22 protein-coding genes and 1 riboswitch are annotated in these 22,766 nt (G+C 60.7%); of the genes, 21 read left to right on the top strand and 1 reads right to left on the bottom strand.

What is annotated here, in order from left to right:
- Positions 1-80 precede the first annotated feature (80 nt).
- The 12 genes from PD282_RS15040 (at position 81) to PD282_RS14985 (ending at position 12,178) form a co-directional block, all read left to right on the top strand.
- Positions 81-1,028 carry a dipeptidase gene (locus tag PD282_RS15040; RefSeq protein ID WP_274651475.1) on the top strand — a complete coding sequence of 316 codons (948 nt, stop codon included), beginning with the start codon at positions 81-83 and terminating at the stop codon, positions 1,026-1,028.
- A 189-nt stretch (positions 1,029-1,217) separates the two neighbouring features.
- Complete coding sequence (locus PD282_RS15035) at positions 1,218-2,951, top strand: 2-oxoacid:acceptor oxidoreductase subunit alpha (protein ID WP_274655239.1); 1,734 nt, start codon at positions 1,218-1,220, stop codon at positions 2,949-2,951.
- A 1-nt stretch (position 2,952) separates the two neighbouring features.
- A complete protein-coding gene (locus PD282_RS15030) occupies positions 2,953-3,819 on the top strand; it encodes a 2-oxoacid:ferredoxin oxidoreductase subunit beta (protein ID WP_274651474.1) in 867 nt (288 codons plus the stop codon).
- 92 nt (positions 3,820-3,911) lie between these two features.
- Entirely contained in the window at positions 3,912-4,481 is a 570-nt protein-coding gene (gene pduL / locus PD282_RS15025; protein ID WP_274651473.1) for a phosphate propanoyltransferase, read from the top strand.
- Between the two features lie 216 nt (positions 4,482-4,697).
- Positions 4,698-6,293: a tRNA (N6-isopentenyl adenosine(37)-C2)-methylthiotransferase MiaB gene (gene miaB, locus PD282_RS15020; RefSeq protein WP_274651472.1), complete on the top strand. Its 1,596-nt coding sequence runs from the start codon at positions 4,698-4,700 to the stop codon at positions 6,291-6,293.
- A gap of 21 nt (positions 6,294-6,314) precedes the next feature.
- Positions 6,315-6,821: a YlbF/YmcA family competence regulator gene (locus PD282_RS15015; RefSeq protein ID WP_274651471.1), complete on the top strand. Its 507-nt coding sequence runs from the start codon at positions 6,315-6,317 to the stop codon at positions 6,819-6,821.
- Between the two features lie 518 nt (positions 6,822-7,339).
- Positions 7,340-7,885 (top strand): signal peptidase I, encoded by a 546-nt coding sequence (lepB, locus tag PD282_RS15010; protein ID WP_274651470.1) that lies wholly within the window; start codon positions 7,340-7,342, stop codon positions 7,883-7,885.
- A gap of 165 nt (positions 7,886-8,050) precedes the next feature.
- Positions 8,051-8,380, top strand: coding sequence for a DUF3889 domain-containing protein (locus tag PD282_RS15005; protein ID WP_274651469.1), 330 nt, complete (start codon positions 8,051-8,053; stop codon positions 8,378-8,380).
- A gap of 187 nt (positions 8,381-8,567) precedes the next feature.
- Positions 8,568-8,885 (top strand): heavy metal-binding domain-containing protein, encoded by a 318-nt coding sequence (locus PD282_RS15000; protein ID WP_274651468.1) that lies wholly within the window; start codon positions 8,568-8,570, stop codon positions 8,883-8,885.
- Between the two features lie 187 nt (positions 8,886-9,072).
- Positions 9,073-9,459: a DnaJ family domain-containing protein gene (locus PD282_RS14995; protein ID WP_274651467.1), complete on the top strand. Its 387-nt coding sequence runs from the start codon at positions 9,073-9,075 to the stop codon at positions 9,457-9,459.
- On the top strand, positions 9,456-9,779 hold the full coding sequence (locus PD282_RS14990; protein ID WP_274651466.1) for a rhodanese-like domain-containing protein: 324 nt from the start codon (positions 9,456-9,458) through the stop codon (positions 9,777-9,779). Before PD282_RS14995 ends, PD282_RS14990 begins: the two co-directional genes overlap by 4 nt.
- Before the next feature lie 185 nt (positions 9,780-9,964).
- Positions 9,965-12,178 carry a heavy metal translocating P-type ATPase gene (locus PD282_RS14985; protein ID WP_274651465.1) on the top strand — a complete coding sequence of 738 codons (2,214 nt, stop codon included), beginning with the start codon at positions 9,965-9,967 and terminating at the stop codon, positions 12,176-12,178.
- A gap of 90 nt (positions 12,179-12,268) precedes the next feature.
- Here PD282_RS14985 and PD282_RS14980 read toward each other — a convergent pair whose 3' ends face one another.
- Complete coding sequence (locus PD282_RS14980) at positions 12,269-12,703, bottom strand: hypothetical protein (protein ID WP_274651464.1); 435 nt, start codon at positions 12,701-12,703, stop codon at positions 12,269-12,271.
- 146 nt (positions 12,704-12,849) lie between these two features.
- A riboswitch (cobalamin riboswitch) is annotated at positions 12,850-13,101 on the top strand.
- Between the two features lie 203 nt (positions 13,102-13,304).
- Between PD282_RS14980 and PD282_RS14975 the strand changes: the two genes are divergently transcribed.
- Genes PD282_RS14975 through PD282_RS14935 form a run of 9 tightly spaced genes read left to right on the top strand, consistent with a single transcriptional unit; the run spans position 13,305 to position 22,765 of the window.
- Entirely contained in the window at positions 13,305-14,393 is a 1,089-nt protein-coding gene (locus PD282_RS14975; RefSeq protein ID WP_274651463.1) for an ABC transporter substrate-binding protein, read from the top strand.
- A 1-nt stretch (position 14,394) separates the two neighbouring features.
- Complete coding sequence (locus tag PD282_RS14970) at positions 14,395-15,435, top strand: FecCD family ABC transporter permease (RefSeq protein WP_274651462.1); 1,041 nt, start codon at positions 14,395-14,397, stop codon at positions 15,433-15,435.
- Complete coding sequence (locus PD282_RS14965; protein WP_274651461.1) at positions 15,432-16,247, top strand: heme ABC transporter ATP-binding protein; 816 nt, start codon at positions 15,432-15,434, stop codon at positions 16,245-16,247. The genes PD282_RS14970 and PD282_RS14965 overlap by 4 nt, the downstream gene beginning before the upstream one ends.
- The gene (cobT, locus tag PD282_RS14960) at positions 16,244-17,338 is read left to right on the top strand and encodes a nicotinate-nucleotide--dimethylbenzimidazole phosphoribosyltransferase (RefSeq protein WP_274651460.1); all 1,095 of its coding nucleotides are present in this window, start codon (positions 16,244-16,246) and stop codon (positions 17,336-17,338) included. Before PD282_RS14965 ends, cobT begins: the two co-directional genes overlap by 4 nt.
- Before the next feature lie 29 nt (positions 17,339-17,367).
- A complete protein-coding gene (gene cobU / locus PD282_RS14955; protein ID WP_274651459.1) occupies positions 17,368-18,135 on the top strand; it encodes a bifunctional adenosylcobinamide kinase/adenosylcobinamide-phosphate guanylyltransferase in 768 nt (255 codons plus the stop codon).
- Positions 18,136-18,137: 2 nt separating this feature from the next.
- The gene (gene cbiB / locus PD282_RS14950) at positions 18,138-19,118 is read left to right on the top strand and encodes an adenosylcobinamide-phosphate synthase CbiB (RefSeq protein ID WP_274651458.1); all 981 of its coding nucleotides are present in this window, start codon (positions 18,138-18,140) and stop codon (positions 19,116-19,118) included.
- Positions 19,100-19,906, top strand: coding sequence for an adenosylcobinamide-GDP ribazoletransferase (cobS, locus tag PD282_RS14945; RefSeq protein WP_274651457.1), 807 nt, complete (start codon positions 19,100-19,102; stop codon positions 19,904-19,906). The genes cbiB and cobS overlap by 19 nt, the downstream gene beginning before the upstream one ends.
- 23 nt (positions 19,907-19,929) lie before the next feature.
- On the top strand, positions 19,930-21,078 hold the full coding sequence (gene cobD, locus PD282_RS14940; RefSeq protein WP_274651456.1) for a threonine-phosphate decarboxylase CobD: 1,149 nt from the start codon (positions 19,930-19,932) through the stop codon (positions 21,076-21,078).
- Positions 21,062-22,765 carry a cobyric acid synthase gene (locus PD282_RS14935; protein WP_274651455.1) on the top strand — a complete coding sequence of 568 codons (1,704 nt, stop codon included), beginning with the start codon at positions 21,062-21,064 and terminating at the stop codon, positions 22,763-22,765. The genes cobD and PD282_RS14935 overlap by 17 nt, the downstream gene beginning before the upstream one ends.
- The last annotated feature ends 1 nt before the right edge of the window (position 22,766 follow it).

Raw genomic sequence — 22,766 nt, 5'->3', positions numbered from 1 at the left:
ATCCCGAAATGAAATGAACCTGTTTACGCCGTAGACAGGTTTTTTTGCGTTTAGATTTCAATTGAAAAGGTGGATGGATGATGATTAAACTGCGTTCGGCCGATTTTCATTGCGATGTGATCTGGAAGCTGCTGGAGGACGAAACGTTATCGTTTCGGGATGAAACGTCGGGCAAGCTTGATGTCACCCTGCCGCGCCTGCGTCAGGCGGACGCCGTTCTGCAGACGTTTGCGATCTACGTGCCGGAGCGGATGGAACGCACGATGACGCCGATTTTGCGCAGCATCGACCTGTTTTACCGCAAGGTGCTGACAGCGCCCGGCATGAAGCTGGTCCGCACGAGCGGCGACATCGGCGAGATCGGAAAAAGCGGAACGGTCGGAGCGCTGCTTTCCCTCGAAGGTGCCGACGGCTTGCAGGGGGACCTCGCAATGCTTCGCATCCTTTTTCGGCTTGGGGTAAGGGCTGCGGGACTGACGTGGAACCATGCCAACTGGGGGGCGGACGGCGCACTTGAACCCCGGCAGGGCGGTTTGACAAAAACAGGGAAGGCTTTCGTTAAGGAATGCAATAATCTGGGTATACTGTTGGATGTATCCCATTTATCGGAACGGTCGTTTTGGGACATGGCGGACACGACGGCGAAACCGCTGATCGCTTCCCATTCGAATGCGCGGGCGGTTTGCGACCATCCGCGTAATTTGACTGACGACCAGATTAAAGCGCTAATCGCCATGGACGGCCTGATCGGCCTGACATTCGTGCCGCAATTCGTGAAGCCGGACGCAAACGTTTCGGTTGCCGACGTGTTAAACCATGTCGAACGTGTTTGCGGGCTGGGAGGCGAGGATCACCTGATGTTTGGCTCAGACTTTGATGGGATCGATCATCATGTGGGCGGCCTGGCGCATCCGGGAGAGCTGCATCAATTGAAAGAAGCCCTGCTTAAGGCGTATCCCGAATCGAAGGTGCGCTCGTTCATGAGCGAAAATGCACTGCGATTTTTAGAAAAGCATCTGCCGGATTGAAGATTCGGACACGTTTCAATCTCGTTCCGGTATGGATTCAATCGAAAAGAACTATGCGTAAAATCACGGGAACAGCTTGCTTTTTATGACCTGCAGTCATAGAATTTATTTGACTGTTAAGCACTATATTGATAGGTTGGATGTTGTCGAATGGAGTCGCACGTTCATCCAAAAGAGGAGATGGGCATTTTGATCAGTCAATTGTCTTGGAAGATCGGAGGACAGCAGGGTGAGGGCGTTGAAAGTACCGACCGTATTTTCTCTACCGCACTGAACCGGCTGGGCTACTACTTGTACGGGTACCGTCATTTTTCTTCGCGGATCAAAGGCGGCCATACGAATAATAAAATTCGCATCAGCACGACGCCCCACCGGGCTATTTCCGACGATCTGGACATTCTGGTCGCCTTTGACCAGGAAAGCATCGACTTGAACGCGCACGAGCTTCGCACAGGCGGCGTAGTCGTTGCCGACGCCAAGTTCAACCCGACGCTGCCGGAAGGGGTCAGCGCACGGTTGTTCCCGGTTCCGATCACGTCGATCGCCGAAGAGCTCGGCACTTCCCTGATGAAAAACATGGTGGCATCCGGCGCGTCCTGGGCGCTTCTCGGTCTGCCGCTTGAAGTTTTCAATAAAGCCGTCGAAGAAGAATTCGGACGCAAAGGTCCGGCGATCGTCGAGAAAAATATCGAAGCCGTCAAGCGCGGCTCCGATTTTGTGCTCGATCTGGCCGGCGGTCCGCTCGATGAATTCAAGCTCGGTACGCCAGACGGCAAGCAGAAGCTGTTCATTATCGGCAATGAAGCGATCGGACTTGGCGCGATAGCGGCAGGCTGCCGTCTCATGTCCGCTTATCCGATTACGCCGGCTTCCGAAATTATGGAATATTTGATTAAAAGGCTGCCGAAATTCGGCGGTACCGTCGTGCAGACCGAGGATGAAATCGCAGCCGTTACGATGGCGATCGGTGCCAACTATGCGGGCGTGCGCACGATGACGGCATCCGCAGGTCCCGGCCTGTCGCTCATGATGGAAGCCATCGGCCTCGCCGGTATGACCGAGACGCCGCTCGTTATCGTCGATACGCAGCGCGGCGGCCCGTCGACGGGTCTTCCGACGAAGCAGGAACAGTCCGACCTGAACGCGATGGTGTACGGCACCCACGGCGAAATTCCGAAAATCGTCATCGCCCCGGCGTCGATCGAAGACTGCTTCTACGATACGATCGAAGCGTTCAACCTTGCGGAGAAGTATCAGGTTCCGGTCATTGTCATGACCGACCTGCAGCTGTCGCTCGGCAAGCAGACGTGTGAGATGCTGAATCTGGATGAAATGAAGATCGAACGCGGCAAGCTGATCCGCGACATTCCGGAGCAGGGCGAGAACCAGCTTTTCAAACGCTACGAGTTTACGGAAGATCATGTATCGCCGCGCGTCATTCCGGGCGACAAGAACGGTATTCACCACGTAACCGGGGTCGAACACGATGAAACGGGACGTCCTTCGGAGAATGCGGGCAACCGGAAGAGAATGATGGATAAACGTCTGTCCAAGCTGAACGCAATGCTTATCCGCGACGCCGTTCGCGCCGACGCGCCGAATAAGGAAGCGGATGTGCTCATCATCGGCATGGGCTCGACAGGCGGCACGATCGACGAAGCTCGCCTTCGCCTGGAGAAGGACGGATTAAAAACGAACCATATTACGATTCGTCAAATCCATCCGTTCCCGTCCGACCTGGTCAAATCGTATCTGGACGGTGCGAAAAAGGTTGTTGTCCTTGAAAATAACGCCACCGCCCAGCTCGCTTCGCAGATCAAGATGAACGTAGGCGGCGCAGAGAAAATTCACAGCGTGCTGAAGTACGACGGCAATCCGTTCCTGCCTACCGAAGTGTATAAAGCTTGCAAGGAGTTGAACTAAGATGGCGACATTTAAAGAGTTTCGCAACAACGTAAAACCGAACTGGTGCCCGGGCTGCGGCGACTTTTCGGTTCAAGCGGCGATCCAGCGCGCAGCCGCTAACGTCGGTCTCGAGCCGGAAGGTTTGGCGGTTGTTTCCGGTATCGGCTGCTCCGGCCGGATTTCGGGCTACATCAATGCCTACGGTTTGCACGGTATTCACGGCCGCGCTCTTCCGATCGCCCAAGGCGTCAAGCTGGCCAATCGCGAGCTGACGGTTATCGCCTCCGGCGGCGACGGCGACGGCTTTGCCATCGGCATGGGGCATACGGTCCATGCGATCCGCCGCAACCTGGACATCACCTACATCGTCATGGACAACCAGATTTACGGGTTGACCAAAGGACAAACGTCGCCGCGGAGCGCGGAAGGCTTCAAGACGAAATCGACGCCGGAAGGCTCGATCGAGACGACGCTTTCGCCGCTTGAAATTGCGATGTCGGCAGGCGCAACGTTCGTTGCGCAATCGTTCTCCAGCGATTTGAAGCAGCTGACGGCGCTGATTGAAGAGGGCATCAAGCATAAGGGCTTCTCGCTGATCAACGTATTCAGCCCGTGCGTCACGTTCAACAAAGTGAATACGTACGACTGGTTCAAGGAAAATATCGTCAATCTGGATCAATTCCCGGATTACGATCCATCGAACCGCGTTGCGGCCATGAACAAGATTATGGAAACGGAAGGCATGCTGACCGGCCTCATTTACCAGAATAAACAGCGTAAATCGTATGAGGATATGATCGTCGGCTTTAAAGAGCAAGGTCTTGCGAACCAGGACCTGTCGCTGCCTGCCGATCAGTTCGAGAAGCTCGTTGCCGAGTTTAAATAACGTTAGCCGTTTTGACGAAGGCATACGTTCCGCTTGCGGACCGTATGCCTTTTGATGCATTTACGACGAACGTACCCAGGGGGTTGAAATCGATGAAAATCGTACCGGTTGGCGTATCCGCCAGACATATTCATCTGACGCAGGAGCATGTGGAAGCGTTGTTCGGACCGGGGGCGATGCTGACGGAAATGAAGCCGTTATCGCAGCCGGGCCAATTCGCCGCGAACGAAACGGTTGAAGTGCTGGGCCCGAAAGGCGCTTTTGCAAAGGTTCGTGTTCTTGGTCCCGTACGCAAACAAACGCAGCTTGAAGTATCCCGGACGGACGCCTTCACGCTCGGCATCGATCCGCCCGTGCGCGAATCGGGCAATATCGCGGGTTCGGCGGGGATCACGATCCAAGGCCCATCCGGCAAAGTAACGATCCCGGAAGGCGTCATTGTTGCGGCGAGGCATATTCATTTTCATACCTCGGACGCGGAACGTTGGGGCATTCGCGATAAGCAGATGTTGAAAGTTCGGATCGGCGGGGAACGCGGTCTTATGTTCGAGAACGTCGTCGCGCGGGTCTCGCCGCATTTTGCGCTGGACATGCATATCGACACCGATGAGGCGAACTCGGCCGGCGCGAAAACGGGCGATCAAGCCGAAATCGTCGAATGAGGGCAAGCTTCGCTTGCGCAGCTCCGGGATAATCGAAACAGGTGACTGGCAGCAAGAAAAGCCAGCGGCCTGGCGAATTAATTGGACTTGCCCTTGACGGGGATTTACGGGCGCTTCCGCATTCCAATGGATATGAGGTCTATTCGATGGTATAATAGACTATTGGATTACCGAAAAAGACTGATCCATTCCATATAGAAGGATGTGAACCGACTCGTGAACAAGGAGGGCCAAAACGCACCGGACTTAAAATCCGGCAATAGCGGCAAAGACTACTCCAAATATTTCGATTTCTCCGGTGCCAAAGTGGTGAGGGAGGAAGACGGGCGAACGACGTATCGGATCAAAGGGCGCGACATTACGATCAACTCCGCGCCCAGCTACAAGGACGAGAAGCGCCGGGGCAAAGAGGATGTCCAGGTTCATTACGAATTCGGCATTCCCGATGAGCTGAAGGCGCTTGGCCGGGGCAAGCGCTATTTGATTTATACGTTCGGCTGCCAAATGAACGAGCACGATACCGAAGTGATGAAGGGCATGTTCGAGCAGATGGGCTATGAAGCGACGGAAGACCGGCGCGAAGCCGACGTCATTTTGCTCAATACATGCGCCGTCCGCGAGAATGCCGAAGATAAGGTATTCGGCGAGCTCGGGCATCTGAAGCACCTGAAGACGGAGAAGCCGGAGCTTATTCTCGGCGTTTGCGGCTGCATGTCCCAGGAAGAATCGGTCGTGGGCCGCATTATGCGAAAGCATGCGTTCGTCGATCTCATTTTCGGCACGCATAACATTCACCGGCTGCCGCAGCTGCTGCAGGACGCGCTGTTCAGCAAGGAAATGGTCGTCGAGGTGTGGTCGAAGGAAGGCGACATTATCGAGAACTTGCCCAAAAAGCGTGAAGGCATGCGCGGCTGGGTGAACATCATGTACGGCTGCGATAAATTTTGTACGTACTGCATCGTTCCGTATACGCGCGGCAAGGAGCGCAGCCGGCGTCCGGATGACGTCATCGCCGAAGTACGAGAGCTGGCGCGCCAAGGCTTCAAGGAAATTACGCTGCTCGGTCAAAACGTCAATGCGTACGGCAAAGATTTCGAGGATCTCGACTATCGTTTCGGCGACCTCATGGCCGACATCGCCAAAATCGATATTCCGCGCATCCGGTTTACGACCAGCCACCCGCGCGATTTCGACGATCATCTGATCGAAGTGCTGTCCCGCGGCGGAAGCCTGGTGGAGCATATCCACCTGCCCGTCCAATCGGGCAGCACGGAGGTGCTCAAGCGGATGAGCCGCAAATATACCCGCGAAACGTACCTGGAGCTTGTCGGCAAAATCAAGCGGGCGATTCCGAACGTTGTGCTGACGACCGACATTATCGTCGGTTTTCCGGGCGAGACGGAAGAGCAGTTCGAGGAAACGCTGTCGCTCGTCCGCGAAGTCGGCTTCGATTCGGCGTTTACGTTCATCTATTCGCCGCGTGAAGGAACGCCTGCGGCGGAGATGGCGGACAACATCCCGGACGAGGTAAAGAAACGGCGTCTGGCCCGACTGAACGATCTGATGGCCGAGCTGAGCCTGAAGAGCAACGAAAAGCTTCGCGGCGAGATCGTCGAAGTATTGGTCGAGGGCGAAAGCAAAAACAACGCGAACGTGCTGTCCGGACGGACGCGCACAAACAAGCTGGTCCATTTTGAAGGACCGAAGGAATGGATCGGCCGTTTCGTTCAGGTGCGTGTGACCGAGCCGCAAACGTGGTATATCAAGGCGGAACCGGTCCAGCGGCAGGCGCCGCGCGAAGCGGTATCGTAATCTGGCAGGGGGTTGAGCAGGATGGCTAACGAACAAGCGGCGGCGAATGCGATGGAGCAGAGCCGCGATCAGGAGCACAATCATGAACACGAACACGGCGGATGCAGCGTCCCGTCGTTTAATACCGAGGATATCATTGTACGCGCCGATATAATGGCGAAGACAAAGGAGCTTGCGGAAATGCTGTATACGGCGGAGGAAATTCAGCAGTTCAAGCGCGCCGAGCAGCAAATTCAGAGCAACATGCGCGTACAGGGCCTGATAGCTCAAATCAAGAAAAAGCAGAAGGAGCTCGTCGCCTTCGAAACGACGTTCAAGAACGAGGAAATGGTCGCCAAGATCGAGAAGGAAATCGAGGCGCTGCAGGATGAGCTGGACAACATTCCGATCGTCACCGAGTTCCAGCAAAGCCAGGCGGATATTAATTATTTGCTGCAAACGGTCGTGGCGGTCATCCGCGATACGGTCGCCGAGAAAATTACCGTTGAAGGCGCGGCCGCGCCTGAGCCCGAGAACTGCAGCGACTGAAGAAGAGCTGCCCGGTACGCAATAACCCGCAATCGATCGAACAGGACAGAGCATCGTCTGCCGCAGCCGCGGCAGGCGATTTTTTTATTTCGAACAGACGAAAACGGGGGGCCGTCCGACGGTATCGTCTCTCCGCCGTTTCGTACGGCACGGCGCTCGGCATCCGCAGCGCGCGACATTGGCCCGAGGCTTCTTAAGCGTATAGCATTGGCACACGGCATCCGCATCGCACGGCATGGCACACGGCATCCACAGCGCACGTCATTGGCCGGCGGCTCTGCAGCGCACGTCATTGGCCCGCGGCTCTGCAGCGCGCGGCATCGGCTCGCAGCTTCTGCAGCATACGGCATCGGCTCGAGGCTTCTTAAGCGTACGGCATTTTTGCACACGGCCGGCCAAGGGAATAGCCGCTGCTTTAACCCTATTTTTGTCAATTTGCGCGAAGGCGCCACAACTTTATACGGTCTTCGGTCGTAATAACAAGAGGGCTTTATTTTTATCAAAGGAGCTGGGTAACCATGGAAGAGGAGCCGATCAAACGGCCGGCAAAACGGTGGGTCCGCGAGCTTCGCGAATGGGTTATTTCGCTGGCTATTGCCGTGACCGTCAGCCTGTTGATTCAAAATTACGCTTTTGCGCAAACGAAAGTGCTAAACGTGTCCATGCAGCGCACGCTGTTCGATGGACAGCGGCTGATCGAGGACAAAATCTCGTATCATTTCGAGCATCCGCACCGCGGCGACATCGTCATCATTAACGGTCCGGAAAGCGATAAACGGCTGATTAAACGGGTAATCGGCCTGCCGGGCGACGTGCTCGATTTTCGGAACGGCCTCGTTTATGTGAACGGCAAGAAGCTGGACGAGCCTTACGTGAAAGGACAGACGTTTTCGAACGGGCTTCAGCTGCCGTATACGGTTCCGGCAAATAAAGTGTTCGTGATGGGAGACAACCGCGAAAACAGCATGGACAGCCGCGAAATCGGTCCCATAGCGCTGTCCAGCATAGAAGGCCGCGCCGTATTTCGCCTATGGCCGCTGAACAAGTTCGGCGAGCTTCATTAAGTCTGCCGGCGTTGCGTCCTGCTGAGATCCGAATAGCGGAAGTGGATCCCGCGGCATCTTTACGTCCCGGATCCTTTGGCAGATCCCTGAAGCATTGCGCTTCGGGACGCGCGGAATAGTCCGGACCCCGATGGGGTATATTACCTCCGCCAGGAGGTGACGTTCGTGACGATAAAATGGAAGCTTGCGCTCTGCCTTGCTTTATTGCTCGGTCTGATGCCGGTCTCCGCGGGACGGATAACGGCGGCATCTACAGCCGCACAACCGGAGTATGCCAAGTGGGGCAGAATGGCGATGCAGGAAACGCAAAAACGATATCAAGCCGATATCGTCGACTATAAGCATTTGGGCCGGCGGCAGGAGCAGCCCGGCGTGCTGTCGGAATCGTTCCGGCTGCTGCTGGATCGGAACGGGAGCCGGTTCGGCGTTACCGTCAGCATCTGGTTCGAACGGGACACCGAGCGCGTCGTGCAAATCCGGTTTACGGAGGAGTGAAGCCGAAATCGCGGAGCAATAAAATCGGTACGCAGGGAACGATATTCGGGATCGCTTCCCAAGGTCGATCCTCTCCATTTGCCGTCCAGTCCGGCGCAAGCCGTTTGTTCCGGCCGGCCCGATTTGAAACTTTTCCTGCTCATACGGCGTATGGGATAAAGGAAGTAACAAAATGGGAGGGAATGCAATGATTTTTACGACTACGCCGACGATTGAAGGGCGGCCGATCACCGAATATTTCGGCGTCGTGACGGGGGAAGCGATTATGGGCGCCAACATTGTGCGCGACCTGTTCGCCTCGATTACCGACATTGTCGGCGGCCGATCGGGCGCATACGAAACCAAGCTGAAGGAAGCGCGCGACGTCGCGTTCAGCGAAATGTCAAGCCAAGCGTCCCGGCTCGGCGCGAATGCGATCGTGGGCATCGACGTCGATTATGAAGTGATCCGCGAAGGTATGCTGATGGTAGCCGTCAGCGGCACCGCGGTGCGGGTTTCGGGATAAGCGGCAAAACCTGATGGACGGCATCTGCCCGGAATGGCGGATGCCGTTTTGCTGCATGTTTAAGCGGGACACTCAGAGAACGGGAGGCTCGGTGCGCGGATTCAAACCGAAAGCTGGACACGGGCGTCCGGCAGAAGGTAAAATGTTGCTGCGGATAGGCAATCTCCAGCGGAAGAAGGTCGATGGAATGGATGCTTTCTCGCGAATCGCCGAAGAACGGATCCGGGAGGCGATGGCCCGCGGCGAATTCGACAATTTGCCTGGAGCCGGAAAACCGCTTGAGCTGGAAGAATTGTCCCATGTTCCGGAGGATCTGCGCCTGAGCTACAAGCTGCTCAAGAACGCGGGCGCCATTCCGCCAGAGCTGCAGCTGGCCAAAGAACTGGCGACGCTGCACGATCTGATCGCCTTGTGCAAAACCGAGGCGGACCGGGAGCCGCTGCGCAAACAGCTGAGCGAGAAAAGGCTTCGTTTTCGAATGTTTATGGAGTCGCAAGGCTTGGGGAGCACGGAAGCGTTTAGGCAGTACGAACGGCAAATCCGCTCCCGGCTTGAAGAAGAAGGAGAGGAATGACGCTCATGGAGGAAATGATGGCGAGCGAGCTGGAAACGAGGCTGCGCCAAGGGGAAAAGCTGAACCTGATCGACGTGCGGGAGCGCGACGAATGGCAGTCCGGCCATATTGAAGAGGCCCGGAATATTCCGTTGTCGGAGTTTGTCGGCCGGCTCGGCGAGCTGCATGCGGACGGCGAGGACGAACCGATCTATGTGATTTGCCGCAGCGGCGGCAGGAGCGCCAAGGCGTGCGATTATTTGGCGGCGCAGGGGTACAGCGTGGTCAATATCGTCGGCGGAATGCTCAGCTGGCCGGGAGACGTGGTCGAAGGCGATTGAAGCCGGCTCGAAAACCGGCGTATATTCAAATTAGGACGCTTCGGCAGCGGGATCGCTGCAGGGCGTCCTTTTTTGCATGCTGAATGATCATGAATAAGCGCGATCCGCCATATAGTGAGGAAGGGGACATTGCTGACGAGCGTGCGGCCGGCAATGCTTTCGGCGTTTTGGGAGCTGCGGGAGGGATGAACGTGGAGGGAACGGCTATACTCGATTTGCATATTCAGGGGATGAGCTGTACGGCTTGCGCGGTCCGAATTGAAAAAGCGGTCGGCAAAATGCCGGGAGTATCCGGCGTTTCGGTCCATTATGCGGGCCGTTCGGCCAACATCCGCTTTTCTCCGGAAAACGTCGCGCCTTCAGCCATCATCGAGCGAATCGGACAGCTCGGATTCTCGGCGGCTCCTCTCGGTTCGGACCACGGGAGCGAAGGGGAAATCGCCTCGCTGAAGCTCCGCTTCTTCTTTTCGGCGCTGCTCACGCTTCCTCTGCTGTGGACGATGGCGCATCATTATGAGCTGCTGCAGGGACTGCCGATGCCCTCGCTGCTTCAGCACCCGCTGCTGCAGTTTGCGCTTGCCGCAATCGTGCAGTTCGGGCTCGGCATGCCGTTTTATTTCGGCGCGTATTACGCGGTCCGGGAACGGACGGCCAATATGGACGTGCTTGTAACCGTCGGTACAACGGCCGCTTTTCTGTACAGCTATTACGCCATGCTCAGCGGCGGAGCGCTCTATTTTGAAACGTCCGCCGTCGTCATTACGGCGGTGTTGCTTGGCAAGCTGCTCGAGGCGTCGGCATCCGGGCGCGTGATGCGCGAAAGCGCCGGCTTCGACGCGCTGCAGGCGCAAGAAGCGGTTGTGATTCGGAGCGGTGTGCGCGAGCAGGTGCCGGCGTCGCAGCTGCGCCGGGGCGACCGGCTTGTCGCCTTGCCGGGTAAGCCGATTGCGGCCGACGGCATTGTAGAAGAAGGAACGGCGCCGGTGGACGAATCGCTTGTGACCGGCGAAAGCATGCCGACAGCGAAAGGTCCGGGCGATCCGGTTTACGCCGGCACGTTCGTAACCGCCGGGGAGCTGCACATCCGCGCCGAGTCGATTGGCGCCGACGCCATGCTGGGCCGGATGGCGGCACTGGCGAGAGCCGCGCAATCGACGAAATCGTCGATCGGGCGCAAGGTGGACCGCATGGCCGCCGTCTTCGTGCCGGTCATGCTTGCCCTGTCGCTCGGTACGATGCTGCTCTGGCTGACGGCCCTGAAGCCCGCCGATATTAAGGCGGCCTCCGTGCATGCGCTTGCCGTGCTGCTCGCCGCCTGTCCGTGCGCGCTCGGACTCGCGGCGCCGCTGTCGCTTGTGCTCGCCTCGGGCAAGCTGCTGCGCCGGGGCATCGTGCTTCGCGAAGCCGGCGCGCTCGAACGGCTAGCACAGCTCGATACGCTGGTGCTGGATAAAACCGGAACACTGACGGAAGGCAGGCCTGTCCTGACCGGCATGGCCGCGGTTGACGGCAAAACGAACACGCTGCTGCGAATGGCGGCGGCTGCGGAAGCGGGCGCCGCACATCCTTTTGCAGCGGTGATCGGTGAAGCGGCCGCCAAAGCGGGAATCGCAGCGCCGGCAGCCGGAAGTTTTCGCTCCGTCCCCGGACGCGGCGTGGAAGCCGAGGTCGAAGGCAGGCGCGTCGAAGTCGGCAGCGCGGCCTTCGGCGCGGAGCGGGGCTGGGCGCCCGGACGAGTTTTGGAACAGTTCGCCCGGCGGAGAGAGGAAGCCGGCGAAACGGTCGTGTATGTCGCGCTCGACGGGCGATGCGCGGGGGCGCTTGCGTTTGCCGATCCGGTGAAGCGATCGGCCAGGGCGGCCGTCGCCCGGCTTGCGGATGAGCGCATCCGCGTGCTGATGGCAACGGGCGACCACCCGGCGGCTGCCGTTCATGCGGGCCGGCAGGCCGGAATCGCCGCCGTGCACGCCCAAATGCTCCCGGAGCAGAAGGAAGCGCTGATCCGCAGCATGCAGCGCGAAGGCCGGGTGGTCGGAATGGCCGGCGACGGATGGAACGATGCGCCGGCGCTTGCCGCCGCCGACGTCGGCTTCGCGATGGGAAACGGGACCGAGGCGGCGCTGCGGGCCGGCCATCTGACGCTGATCCGGTCGAGGCTGACCGGCGTATGCGAGGCGGTGCTGATCGGCCGGCTGACAGTCCGCAACATCCGGCAAAATCTCGCTTTCGCGATGCTGTATAACGCGGTCGTCATTCCGTTCGCCGCCTTGGGCGGATTGGAGCCGTGGATGGCGGGAACCGCGATGGCGCTCAGCTCCGTATCGGTCGTCGGCAACGCGCTGCGGCTGAACCGCCGGCTGAATAGGGCGATCCTGCAATCGGAACGTTTGTCCGTATGATGATCGGGCTGCTTATGCATATTTTCGTAAGCTTAAAAAACGGGACATTGCCCCGTTTTTTGGAGGACAGTCAGGTGGTTCGAGTCCCGTTTATTGCGCCGCGGCCCGAGCCTTGGGGCGGTATGCGTCGCCGCAGGAACCGGTTGCGGGAAAGGCGGATTTTTTCACGCCGGCAGTATTCGGGGGAGCATCGCCGCTGCGGTCCTTGCCGGCGGCCGGATCGGAGAATGCCGCCGGAGACATGCCTGGACGTGAATCGGCCTCCCAAGCGGTGCTTGTTTTTTTATCGGTAACGGATGTTTCGCGCTCGTTCGTATCGGCATCTTCGGCCGGTATCGGCCGGACGTCCTTTCCCTGCCGCCGCACCGGTCCGGCTGACGACGGTCCGCTGTTCGCGGCTGCGATTTGCGGACGCGCGTCCGCGGTTTCCGCTGCCAGCGCTCCGGCGCGGACTACCGCCAGAACGGCAGCAGCGGCAAGAACCGGCGTCGCGCCGGCGCCGGCGAGCTTCTTTTTACGACCCATGAACGATAGTGCCTCCTTAAATCCATATCCATGTCAAAAAATGCACTTCTTACCGTATGCATCGGAGTCAGCCAAAAGACCTGGCTTTTGCGGATTTTTATGTATGGACATGTCTTTTGCGGAATGATATAGTTACTGATGCACAATTGAATACGCGAGAAACAGGTGCCAAACGTCTCGAATGGCAGAGCCATTCCGGCGTTCGGCTTAAAATGGGAAGACCGGTGCAAGACCGGCACGGACCCGCCACTGTAAGAAGCGTCCGAGCGAGCGCTGGGGTCAGCGCCCCCGCTTCCGGACAGCGCGCCATCACCATGTCACTGCGGCATAACCGCTGCGGGAAGACGATGAACGCGTTGGCTTCAAGTCAGGATACCTGCCTGTTTCGTAAAAACGCTGCCTACGTGGATTTAGGGAGGTGCTTCCAGATTGAACAGGATACGAATTTGCTTCGGCTATAGCCGGATTCCGCCCGGCCGGAGCAAGCGTCCCGTTCCTTTCCTGTTGTTCGTAACCTGAAGCATTTTCGGCGCATCGCGGCGTCGGAGATGCTTTTTTTCATGCCTCATTTAAACCGACTTATTAGGAGCGAACCCAAACGATGATGCGAAAGAAAAGGAACCAGCCCTTATGGGCAAAAAGATGGCCGGCCCTTCTGCTTGCCGCGCTGCTGCTTACGGCGCTTGCCGCCTGCGGAGGCCCAAAAAACGCGGACCAAGCGCAGCAGCCGGCTGCGAACGGTTCGGGCGGCGGAACGACTAACACGCAAGTCGCCGGAAATGCGGCAGACGATACGACGGCAGACGGCGGCAATGCGGGAGGCGATAAGGTTGACGCGGGCAGTGCCGGAGCGCCGCAGGCGACCGTGTATCCGCTGAAAGTAACGGACGGAACAGGCACCGAGCTGACGTTTCAGCAGGCGCCGCAGCGAATCGTCACCCTGCTGCCGAGTGAAACGGAAGTGGTGTACGCCGTCGGCGCCGGCGACCGTGTCGTCGCCGTAGACGATTTTTCCAATTACCCGAAGGATGCGGAAAGCAAGGAGAAAATCGGGGGGGCCGACGCGAATCTTGAGAAAATCGCCAGCCTGAAGCCGGATCTCGTGCTCGGCTCCTCCAACATGAGCTCGAATACGGTCGAAGCGCTGCGCAAGCTGAACCTGACGGTCTACGCGTCGGATCCGAAAACGTATGACGCCGTGATCGACAAAATCAAGCAAATCGGCGTCATTTTGGACAAGTCCGCCGAAGCGGAGAAGGTCGCCACCCATATGCAGGACGTGCGCAAACAGGTAGAGGAGGCGGTGAAGGACGCGCCGAAGCCGAAAGTCTATTTGGAAATTTCCCCGGGCTGGACAGTCGGGAAAGGTGAATTTCTGGACGAATTGCTGACCATTGCGGGCGGAACGAACATCGCCGACCAAAGCGGCTGGTTCCAGATCGATCCCGAAGCGGTCATCAAAGCGAATCCGGACATCATCGTATATACGTCTCAGGCGGGACTAAAGCCCGGCGAGAAAAACCCGATTCTCGCGGCGATCGAGACGCGTCCGGGCTGGGAGCAGATCAGCGCCGTGAAAAACAACAAGCTGTTCGAGGTGGATCAGGACCCGCTCGTTCGCGTAGGACCACGTCTTTCCGACGGATTGCTCGAGGTCGCGAAGAAGCTCCATCCCGATCTCGTCAAATAAAATGAAACGGAAGCTGTATCTGTACGGAGGAGCCGCGCTGCTCCTCCTAGGCGTATCGATCGTGGTCTGTTTGTCGATCGGGTCGGCGGGTCTGCCGCTTCGCGACGTCTGGGGAATTCTTGTCCATCAGCTTCCTTGGATGAGCGATCCCGCCGCGCACTGGGACGCAGGCGATATCGCGATCGTCACCCAGCTGCGGCTGTCCCGCGTGCTGCTGGCCGTGCTGGCCGGCGCCTGCTTGTCGCTCGCCGGTGCCGGCTTTCAGGGCGTGCTGCGCAACCCGCTCGCCGACCCGTTTACGCTCGGCGTCGCTTCGGGCTGCTCGGTCGGCGCGGCGTTTATGATCCTGTTCGGGTACCAGACGGCGCTCGGCGTCTGGTCGATCCCGCTTGTCGCGTTTGCCGTAGGCATCGCAACGCTGGCCGTCGTGTTCGGGCTGTCCCGGGCAAAAGGCGGCGGCATGGGCATTGAAACGCTCATTTTGTCGGGCGTCATCGTGCAGGCGTTTCTCGGCGCGGTCGTCTCGTTTATGGCGACGCTGTCGCAAAATGTTGTGAACGAGGTCCTGTTTTGGCTGATGGGGAGCTTGAACGGCCGCGGCTGGGAGCATGTACGGCTGATCACGCCGTTCCTGATTGTCGGGCTGCCGGTGCTGATCCGTTTCGCGCAGCCGCTCAATTTGTTCGCCTTCGGCGAGCGGCATGCGGCGCACCTCGGCATCCGGGTCGAACGGACGAAGCTTGTCGTGCTGGCCGTCTCGACGCTGCTGACAGCCGTCGCCGTTTCCATCTGCGGCGTCGTCGGTTTCGTCGGCCTCGTCGTGCCGCATTTGATCCGGCTGCTCGTCGGGCCGGATTACCGGCTGATCATGCCGCTGTCGGCGGCGGGCGGCGGCATTTACCTGCTCTGGTCGGATACGCTGGCGAGGTCGGCGCTCAGCCCCAAGGAAATTCCGCTCGGCGTCGTGACGGCGATCATCGGCGCGCCTTTCTTCGCCTATTTACTCTACCGTCGGAAAGTGCAGCAGGGAGGTGCGGCATGATCGAAGCGCGGGAAGCGGGCAAAACGATCGGCACGAGGCCCATTTTGGAGAAGCTGTCTTTTCGCATGAAGGAAGGCCTGATGTACGGCATAATCGGACCGAACGGCGCCGGCAAATCGACGCTGATCCGGCTGCTGTCCGGCGTCGAAGCGCCGTCCTCCGGCAGGGTGCTCCTTGAAGGAAGTGACGCGTCGGGCTATCCGCGCAGGGAGCTGGCCAAATGGCTGGCCGTGCTGCAGCAGGGCGGGCTCGCTCCCGTGCCGTTTACCGTGCGCGAAGTGGTGGAGATGGGGCGGTATCCGTATCAAAACTGGCTCGGCGAGGAGAAAACGGACGCCAGTCCGGTCGTCGACGAGGCGTTGACCGTAATGGGGCTGCACGAGCTCCGGCGCCGGCGGTTCGACCAGCTGAGCGGCGGCGAGCGGCAGCGTGTGGCGCTCGCCAAGGTGATGGTGCAGGAGCCGCGCCTCCTGCTGCTGGACGAGCCGACGACTTACCTGGATATCGGCTACCAGCTGCAGATGCTCGATACGGTCAAAAGCTGGCAGCGCAGCCGCCGCATCACGGTCGTCGCCGTACTGCATGATTTGAATCTGGCCGCGCATTATTGCGACGAGCTGCTTTTGCTGGCGGGAGGGTGCATCGAAGCGTTCGGGACGCCGCCGGAAATCGTTACCGCGGAGATGATCCGGCGCGTTTACGGCGCCGAGGCGCTTGTGCTGGAGCATCCGCAAACCGGCGTGCCGCAGCTGCTGCTGCAGCCGTCCGAGCCGCCGGCTTATCGGCAAACGAAAGGAACGGGAACGCAATGAACGATAGGACGAAGCATGGAAACGGAAAGAAAATCGACCCGGAGCTCCGGCTCCGGGAAATCGCGGACCGGATCGGGCCTCCGGACCGGGAGGCCGCGGATGCGGCTTTGCGGCACTTGGACAGCCTGACGAAGCCGCCGGGAAGTCTCGGCCGGCTGGAGACGATCGCCGCGCGGCTCGCGGGAATGACGGGCGAGCTCGCGCCTGATCTGTCCCGCCGCGCCGTCGTCGTCATGGCCGCCGATCACGGCGTCTGCGAAGAAGGCGTCAGCGCCTTCCCGGCGGAGGTGACGCCGCAGATGGTTTACAATTTCGCCGCCGGAGGGGCGGCGGTAAACGTGCTGGCGAAACAGGCCGGAGCGCAGGTGGTCTGCGTCGATATCGGCGTAAACGCGGAGCTGGACCATCCGCAGGTGCTCGGCCGCAAGGTGCGCAAAGGGACGGCGAATATGACCCAGGGTCCGGCGATGACGCGCGGCGAGGCGGCGGAAGCGATATTGGCCGGCATGGAGCTGGCTTTCGAGCTGCACGCGGCGGGCTGCCGCATGTTCGCGACCGGCGAAATGGGCATCGGCAATACGACGGCCAGCGCCGCGCTGTGCGTCGCGCTCGCGGGCATGACGCCGGACGAGGCGGTCGGGCTCGGCACCGGCATCGACGAACCGCGAAGACGGCACAAAGTGGACGTCGTGCGCCGGGCGATCGAGCGGAACCGGCCGGATCCAGTGGACCCGCTGGATGCGCTCGCCAAGGTCGGCGGGCTGGAAATCGCCGGCTTGACGGGTCTGATACTCGGCGCGGCCGAGCGGCGGTGTCCGGTCGTCATCGACGGGTTTATCTCGACTGCCGCCGCATTCGCCGCCGCGAAGATCGCGCCGCAATCGTCCGCTTATATGCTCGGCTCGCATTTATCCCATGAGCGGGGCCACCGCATGCTGCTGGAAAAGGCGGGCCTGACGCCGCTGCTCCATCTGGACATGCGGCTCGGCGAGGGAACGGGGGCCGTGCTCGCTTTTCACCTGATCGACGCTGCGGTCGCCGTAATGAAGGAGATGGCGACGTTCGAGAGCGCGGGCGTATCGCGGGAATAAGCCGGATTCGGCCGAAGGGGAGTGAAGGGATGGCGGTGTTCATTACGGGCGGGGCCCGCAGCGGGAAAAGCGACTTTGCCGAGCGTTATGCGATGAAGCTGGCGTCGAGCGGCATCTATGTCGCCACTTCCCGCATTTGGGACGAGGAGACGGCGGAACGCGTCGACCGGCACGAACGGCTTCGGGAGTCGTCCGGGTATCCGTGGACAACGGTGGAGGAGCCAAGTAAGCTTGCAGCTCTGCTGCGGCGGCTGGAGGCCGAAACGGCGGGCGATGCCGGACGTCCCTCCGTGCTGATCGATTGCCTGACGCTGTGGCTTACGAATGTCATGCTGCAGACGGAGGGCGAGCCGGAACCGGGTGACGACATGGAAAAATCAGCCGGCGAAGACGGGACGGTTTTCGGCGCCGCTAAAGGTGAAGCGGATGCCGCCGGCACGGTAACGATGGCAAACTGCCAGGGTGGCGGTCAGACGAAATCCGGTCCGAACGGCTTCCACACGGAAACGGTCTTTGCCGATTCGCCGGGCGACGATAAGGATCTGCCCGCAGACCGGCTCGCGGCCGCCGTCGACGAGCTGGCCGCGGCTGTGGCGGACTACACCGGCCCGCTGCTGCTAGTGACTAACGAGGTCGGCAGCGGGATCGTGCCGGCTTATCCGCTCGGCCGCCGTTTTCGCGATGAAGCGGGCAGGATGAACCGGCGGCTGGCTGCCGTTTGTGAGCAAGCCTTCCTGGTCGTTGCCGGCTTCCCGCTCGATTTGAAGATGCACGCTTTTCGGCTGGAGGAGCTGTAGCGATGCTGTTTTATTCCCTTCCGGAAGCATTGCTCCTCCTTGCCGCCGCAATCGTCATCGACTGGCTGATCGGCGACCCGAAATGGCCGACGCATCCGGTCATTTACATCGGCCGTCTGGTCCGTGCGCTGGAGCGCCGTCTCCGGCCGGAGGGGGTCCGGCTCGGCGCCGTTCAGTTGAAGGTGCGCGGTGCCGTCTTGACCGCGGTGACGACGATCGCCGCATTCGGCGCGACAGCGGCGATTACGGAAGCGGCCAGATGGATTCATCCGTGGCTCGGGTATGCCGCGACGGCCTGGTTGATCTCGTCCACCATCGCCGTCAAGGGACTGAAGGACGCGGCGATGCTCGTTTACCGGCCTTTGATCGCCGGCGACCTGGCGCAGGCGCGAGCGTACGCCGGCCATATCGTCAGCCGGGATACTTCTGCGCTGGACGAGCGGGGCGCCGCCCGGGCGGCGGTGGAAACGGTCGCCGAGAACACGGTCGACGCGCTCGTTTCGCCGCTCGTCTTCGCGCTCCTCGGCGGAGCTCCGCTCGCCATGCTGTACCGGGCGGCCAACACGCTGGACTCAATGGTCGGCTACCGCAGCGACAAGTACGTGCATTTCGGCTGGTCGTCCGCCCGTTTTGACGACGCGCTCAATTACGTGCCGGCGCGGCTGACCGGCCTGCTGCTCGCCTTTGCGGCGCTGCTGCTGCCCGGCCTGTCGGCGGCGCGGGCTCTCCGCGCCGTATTCGTCTTTGCGCACCGCCATCCGAGCCCGAACAGCGGCATTCCCGAGTCGGCGGCCGCCGGCGCAATCGGCATTGAACTGGGCGGACACAACGTTTATTTCGGCACCGTTTCGGAACGGGCGCGGCTCGGGTGGCCGCTGCGGCCGCTCGCGGCCGGGGATATCGTACACACGGTGCGGCTCTTATATACGGTCAGCGCAGCTATTTTGGCGGGGGTGCTCATCTGGTGGTTTTTCGTGCGATAAAAGGTCAGCTGCAGGCAGCCGGCGCGGCTTTTCAGCTGCTGTCGCGGGTTCCGATACCGTTCTCCCTTCCGTTCACGCCGCCGGTGCTGGCGCGCAGCGCGGTTTATTTTCCGGCGGTCGGGGCGCTGCTCGGCGCTGTTCTCGCCATCACCGGCTGGGTACTAGGGAAAGGCGTCCCCGCGCTGCCGGCGGCCGTTCTTCTCCTGATCGTCTGGACCGTCTACAGCGGCGCGCTGCATCTGGACGGCCTGATGGATACGGCAGACGGCGTGCTGAGCCATCGCCCGCGTGAGCGGATGCTTGAAATTATGAAGGACAGCCGGGTCGGAGCGATGGGCGTCACCGCCGCCGCTTTGCTGCTGCTGTTCAAATTTTCGCTTCTGGCCGCGCTGCTGGACGGAGGCCGATGGGCGGAGGCGTGGCCCGCCGTTGCCGCGGCATGCATGTGGAGCAGGCTGTGGCTCGTGTTCGCGATGGCCTGCTGGCCGTTTGCCCGGCCGGACGAAGGGCTTGCCGCCATGTTCGCCCGGGTGAAGCTCCGGCATGCTGCGGCTGCGCTGGCCGTGAACGTCCTGCTGATCGCGGCCGTTTACGCCGCATCCGGCATGCCGTTTGCCGTAAGCGCAGCCTCGATTGCCGTTCAGGCGGCGATCGCTGCCGGTGCCGGAACGGCGGCATGCGGATGGCTGAGCCGAAAGCTGGGCGGGCTCACCGGCGATACGTACGGCGCGGTTAACGAGCTGCTGGAGGCTTTATTGCTGTTTGCCGCCCTCTGGGGCATTAAATGAAGAAAGATAGGAGCTGATTTCCTGTGCTGGAACGATTCGGCCACGGCGGCGATCTGCTGACCGCCCAGGAGCTGTACGGCCTCGAAGCGTCGCGTTACGTCGACTTCAGCGCCAACATGAATCCGCTCGGTCCGCCGCCCTGCGTTGCCGGGCTGCTTCGCAGCTACGCCGATGCGATCGGCCGTTATCCCGATCCCGCGTCGAGAAGGCTGCTCCGGAAGCTGTCGCAGGTTCACGGCATCGACGAGCGGTGTCTCATTCCGGGCAACGGCGCGGCGGAGCTGATCGAGCTGACGGTCCGGCTGTTCGCGCCCTCCGTTACGGTGATTGCGGCGCCTTCGTTCGCCGAGTATGCCGACGCGGCCCGCAAGGCCGGCAGCCGGATCGCGGCGATGCGGCTGAGGCGGGAGAACGGCTTCGCCCTGACGCCGGAGCTAGCACGGCAGTCGCTTGAAAAGCTGCGTGCCGAAGGCGTGCGCCAAGGCGAGGCGCTTTGGCTGCTCGGATCGCCGAACAATCCGACGGGCCGGCTTTGCGATCCGGCTATTGTCCGGTGGTTGACGGCCCAAGGCGAGCGGGTCGTCGTTGACGAAGCGTTCATGGATTTCATTCCGGAGGAGGGCAGGTTCAGCGTCCTGCGGGATGCGGCAGCCGACGAACGGATCGTCGTCATCCGGTCGATGACGAAGTTTTATGCCATTCCCGGCATTCGTCTCGGCTATGCGGCGGCCGCGCCGGAAACGATCGGCCGTCTTAAAGCGCTGCAGACGCCGTGGAGCGTCAATTCGCTGGCACAGCAAATCGGCGAAGCGGTGCTGGAGGACGAGGGCTTCCGAAGCCGGACGCTGCGATGGCTGGCGGAGGAGCGCGGCCGGCTGGCGGAGGGGCTGAAGGCGCCGGGCTTCGAAGTGTTCGACGGCGCGGCCAATTACTTGCTGTTCTCCATTCCGGCCGGGTCCGGGTTCACGGCTTCGTCACTGCAGCGGAGACTTGGAGCCGGAGGCGTGCTTATTCGCGACGCTTCGCGCTTTGAAGAGCTGGACGAAAGCTTCTGCCGGGTTGCCGTCCGGCTGCGCCGGGATAACGAGCGGCTGCTTGAGGAGCTTGAAGCGGCTTTAAAGTCGCACGCGGAAGAGCGGCAAAGGAGCGGACGCGATGAAAGAAAACCGTAAAGCGAAAACCGTCATGCTGCAGGGGACGGCCTCGGACGTCGGGAAAAGCGTGCTGACCGCAGCGCTTTGCCGCATTTTCACGGAAGACGGTTATCGCACCGCTCCGTTCAAATCGCAGAACATGTCGAACAATTCGTACGTCACCTGGGACGGCAGGGAAATCGGAAGGGCGCAGGGCATGCAGGCGGACGCGTGCGGCATTTTGGCGACGACGGATATGAATCCCGTGCTGCTGAAGCCGAAAAAGGATATGATTGCCCAGGTGGTGATCCACGGCAGGCCGCTCGGCGATTACGAGGCGCGCGCCTACCGGGAACAGCTGCTGGCCGAGGCGGAGCCGATCGTGCGCGGATCGCTGGACCGGCTGCGAAACGCCTGCGATGTCGTCGTGCTTGAGGGTGCGGGCAGTCCGGCCGAAATTAATCTGAAGGACCGCGACATCGTCAATATGCGCGCGGCCGCGTGGGCGGAAGCGCCGGTCGTGCTCGTGGCCGATATCGACCGGGGCGGCATGTTCGCGGCGATCGTCGGGACGCTGGAGCTGCTGGAGCCGGAGGAACGCGGCCGGGTATGCGGCTTTATCGTCAACAAGTTCCGGGGCGACGTCTCGCTGCTGCAGCCGGGCCTCGACTGGCTCGAGCGCAAAACGGGCAAGCCCGTGCTCGGCGTCGTTCCTTATCTCCACGGGATTGCGCTGGAGGATGAAGATTCGCTGTCGCTCGACACGTCGCTTGCGGGCGCCGGAACGTCACCCGCTCCGGGAGAGGATCGGCAGCTGGATATCGCCGTCCTTCGCCTCCCTCATATTTCCAATTTCACCGATATCGATCCGCTTCACAGCGAGCCCGACGTACGGATTCGGTACGTTTCGGACGTCTCCCAATGGGGAACGCCGGACGCCGTCATTGTTCCGGGGAGCAAAAATGCGGTGGACGACCTGCTGTATTTGCGGACAAGCGGCCTTGCGGAACGGCTTAAGCGGCATGCCGCTGCCGGAGGGCACACAGCAGGCATTTGCGGCGGTTACGAAATGATGGGCGTGCGGCTGCTCGACCCGCTCCATGCGGAATCGGACCGGGACGAAACGGAAGGGCTCGGCTGGTTTCCGTTCGAGGTGGTGTTTGCGGCGGAGAAAAGGACCCGGCGCGTCGAGGGCATTGCCGCTCTGCCCGGTCTGCCGGCCGGGGAATATACGGTCGAAGGGTACGAAATTCATATGGGTGCCGTCGTCTGGCGGCCTGAAGGCGGGGAAGACGTGCGGCACCCGTTCCGGCTGCGCGACAGTCAGGCCGATGCTGTCGCAATAGCCGGGCCTTCCCCCGGAAACCGAGATAACGGAAACGCTGTTCAATCCGCAGACATCCGGGAAACGGAGGATCATCCTTTGCCGGCTGGGCGGGACGAACAAGGCGGCGCTTGGGGGGAAACGTTTGCGGAAGGCTGCGCTTCGCAGGATGGGCGGATTTGGGGGACCTTTATGCACGGGGTTCTCCACAACGACGGGTTTCGCCGCGCATGGCTGAACCGCCTTCGTGCAGAACGCGGTCTGGAGCCGCTTGCGGACGGCGTCCGGTTCAAGCTGCGCCGGGAAGAGGCGTTTGCAAGACTGGCCGAACACGTCCGCGCGTTTGTCGATATGGACCGGCTGAAGGCGCTGATCGGGCTGCAGGACGAGCGGAGAAAATGAC

Origin of the sequence: Paenibacillus humicola, from assembly GCF_028826105.1 — a bacterium.
GTDB classification, from domain to species: Bacteria; Bacillota; Bacilli; order Paenibacillales; family Paenibacillaceae; genus Paenibacillus_Z; species Paenibacillus_Z humicola.
The sequence above is the reverse complement of the archived record's forward strand: the minus strand, read 5'-3'. Positions and strand labels throughout refer to the sequence as shown.

Bases quoted from the DNA above. Each gene is read 5' to 3' on its own strand.
- PD282_RS15040 (WP_274651475.1), top strand. From the start codon at position 81: ATGATTAAACTGCGTTCGGCCGATTTTCATTGCGATGTGATCTGGAAG.
- PD282_RS15030 (WP_274651474.1), top strand. From the start codon at position 2,953: ATGGCGACATTTAAAGAGTTTCGCAACAACGTAAAACCGAACTGGTGC.
- pduL (WP_274651473.1), top strand. From the start codon at position 3,912: ATGAAAATCGTACCGGTTGGCGTATCCGCCAGACATATTCATCTGACG.
- PD282_RS15015 (WP_274651471.1), top strand. From the start codon at position 6,315: ATGGCTAACGAACAAGCGGCGGCGAATGCGATGGAGCAGAGCCGCGAT.
- lepB (WP_274651470.1), top strand. From the start codon at position 7,340: ATGGAAGAGGAGCCGATCAAACGGCCGGCAAAACGGTGGGTCCGCGAG.
- PD282_RS15000 (WP_274651468.1), top strand. From the start codon at position 8,568: ATGATTTTTACGACTACGCCGACGATTGAAGGGCGGCCGATCACCGAA.
- PD282_RS14995 (WP_274651467.1), top strand. From the start codon at position 9,073: ATGGATGCTTTCTCGCGAATCGCCGAAGAACGGATCCGGGAGGCGATG.
- PD282_RS14990 (WP_274651466.1), top strand. From the start codon at position 9,456: ATGACGCTCATGGAGGAAATGATGGCGAGCGAGCTGGAAACGAGGCTG.
- PD282_RS14985 (WP_274651465.1), top strand. From the start codon at position 9,965: ATGAACGTGGAGGGAACGGCTATACTCGATTTGCATATTCAGGGGATG.
- PD282_RS14980 (WP_274651464.1), bottom strand. From the start codon at position 12,703: ATGGGTCGTAAAAAGAAGCTCGCCGGCGCCGGCGCGACGCCGGTTCTT.
- PD282_RS14975 (WP_274651463.1), top strand. From the start codon at position 13,305: ATGATGCGAAAGAAAAGGAACCAGCCCTTATGGGCAAAAAGATGGCCG.
- PD282_RS14970 (WP_274651462.1), top strand. From the start codon at position 14,395: ATGAAACGGAAGCTGTATCTGTACGGAGGAGCCGCGCTGCTCCTCCTA.
- PD282_RS14965 (WP_274651461.1), top strand. From the start codon at position 15,432: ATGATCGAAGCGCGGGAAGCGGGCAAAACGATCGGCACGAGGCCCATT.
- cobT (WP_274651460.1), top strand. From the start codon at position 16,244: ATGAACGATAGGACGAAGCATGGAAACGGAAAGAAAATCGACCCGGAG.
- cobU (WP_274651459.1), top strand. From the start codon at position 17,368: ATGGCGGTGTTCATTACGGGCGGGGCCCGCAGCGGGAAAAGCGACTTT.
- cbiB (WP_274651458.1), top strand. From the start codon at position 18,138: ATGCTGTTTTATTCCCTTCCGGAAGCATTGCTCCTCCTTGCCGCCGCA.
- PD282_RS14935 (WP_274651455.1), top strand. From the start codon at position 21,062: ATGAAAGAAAACCGTAAAGCGAAAACCGTCATGCTGCAGGGGACGGCC.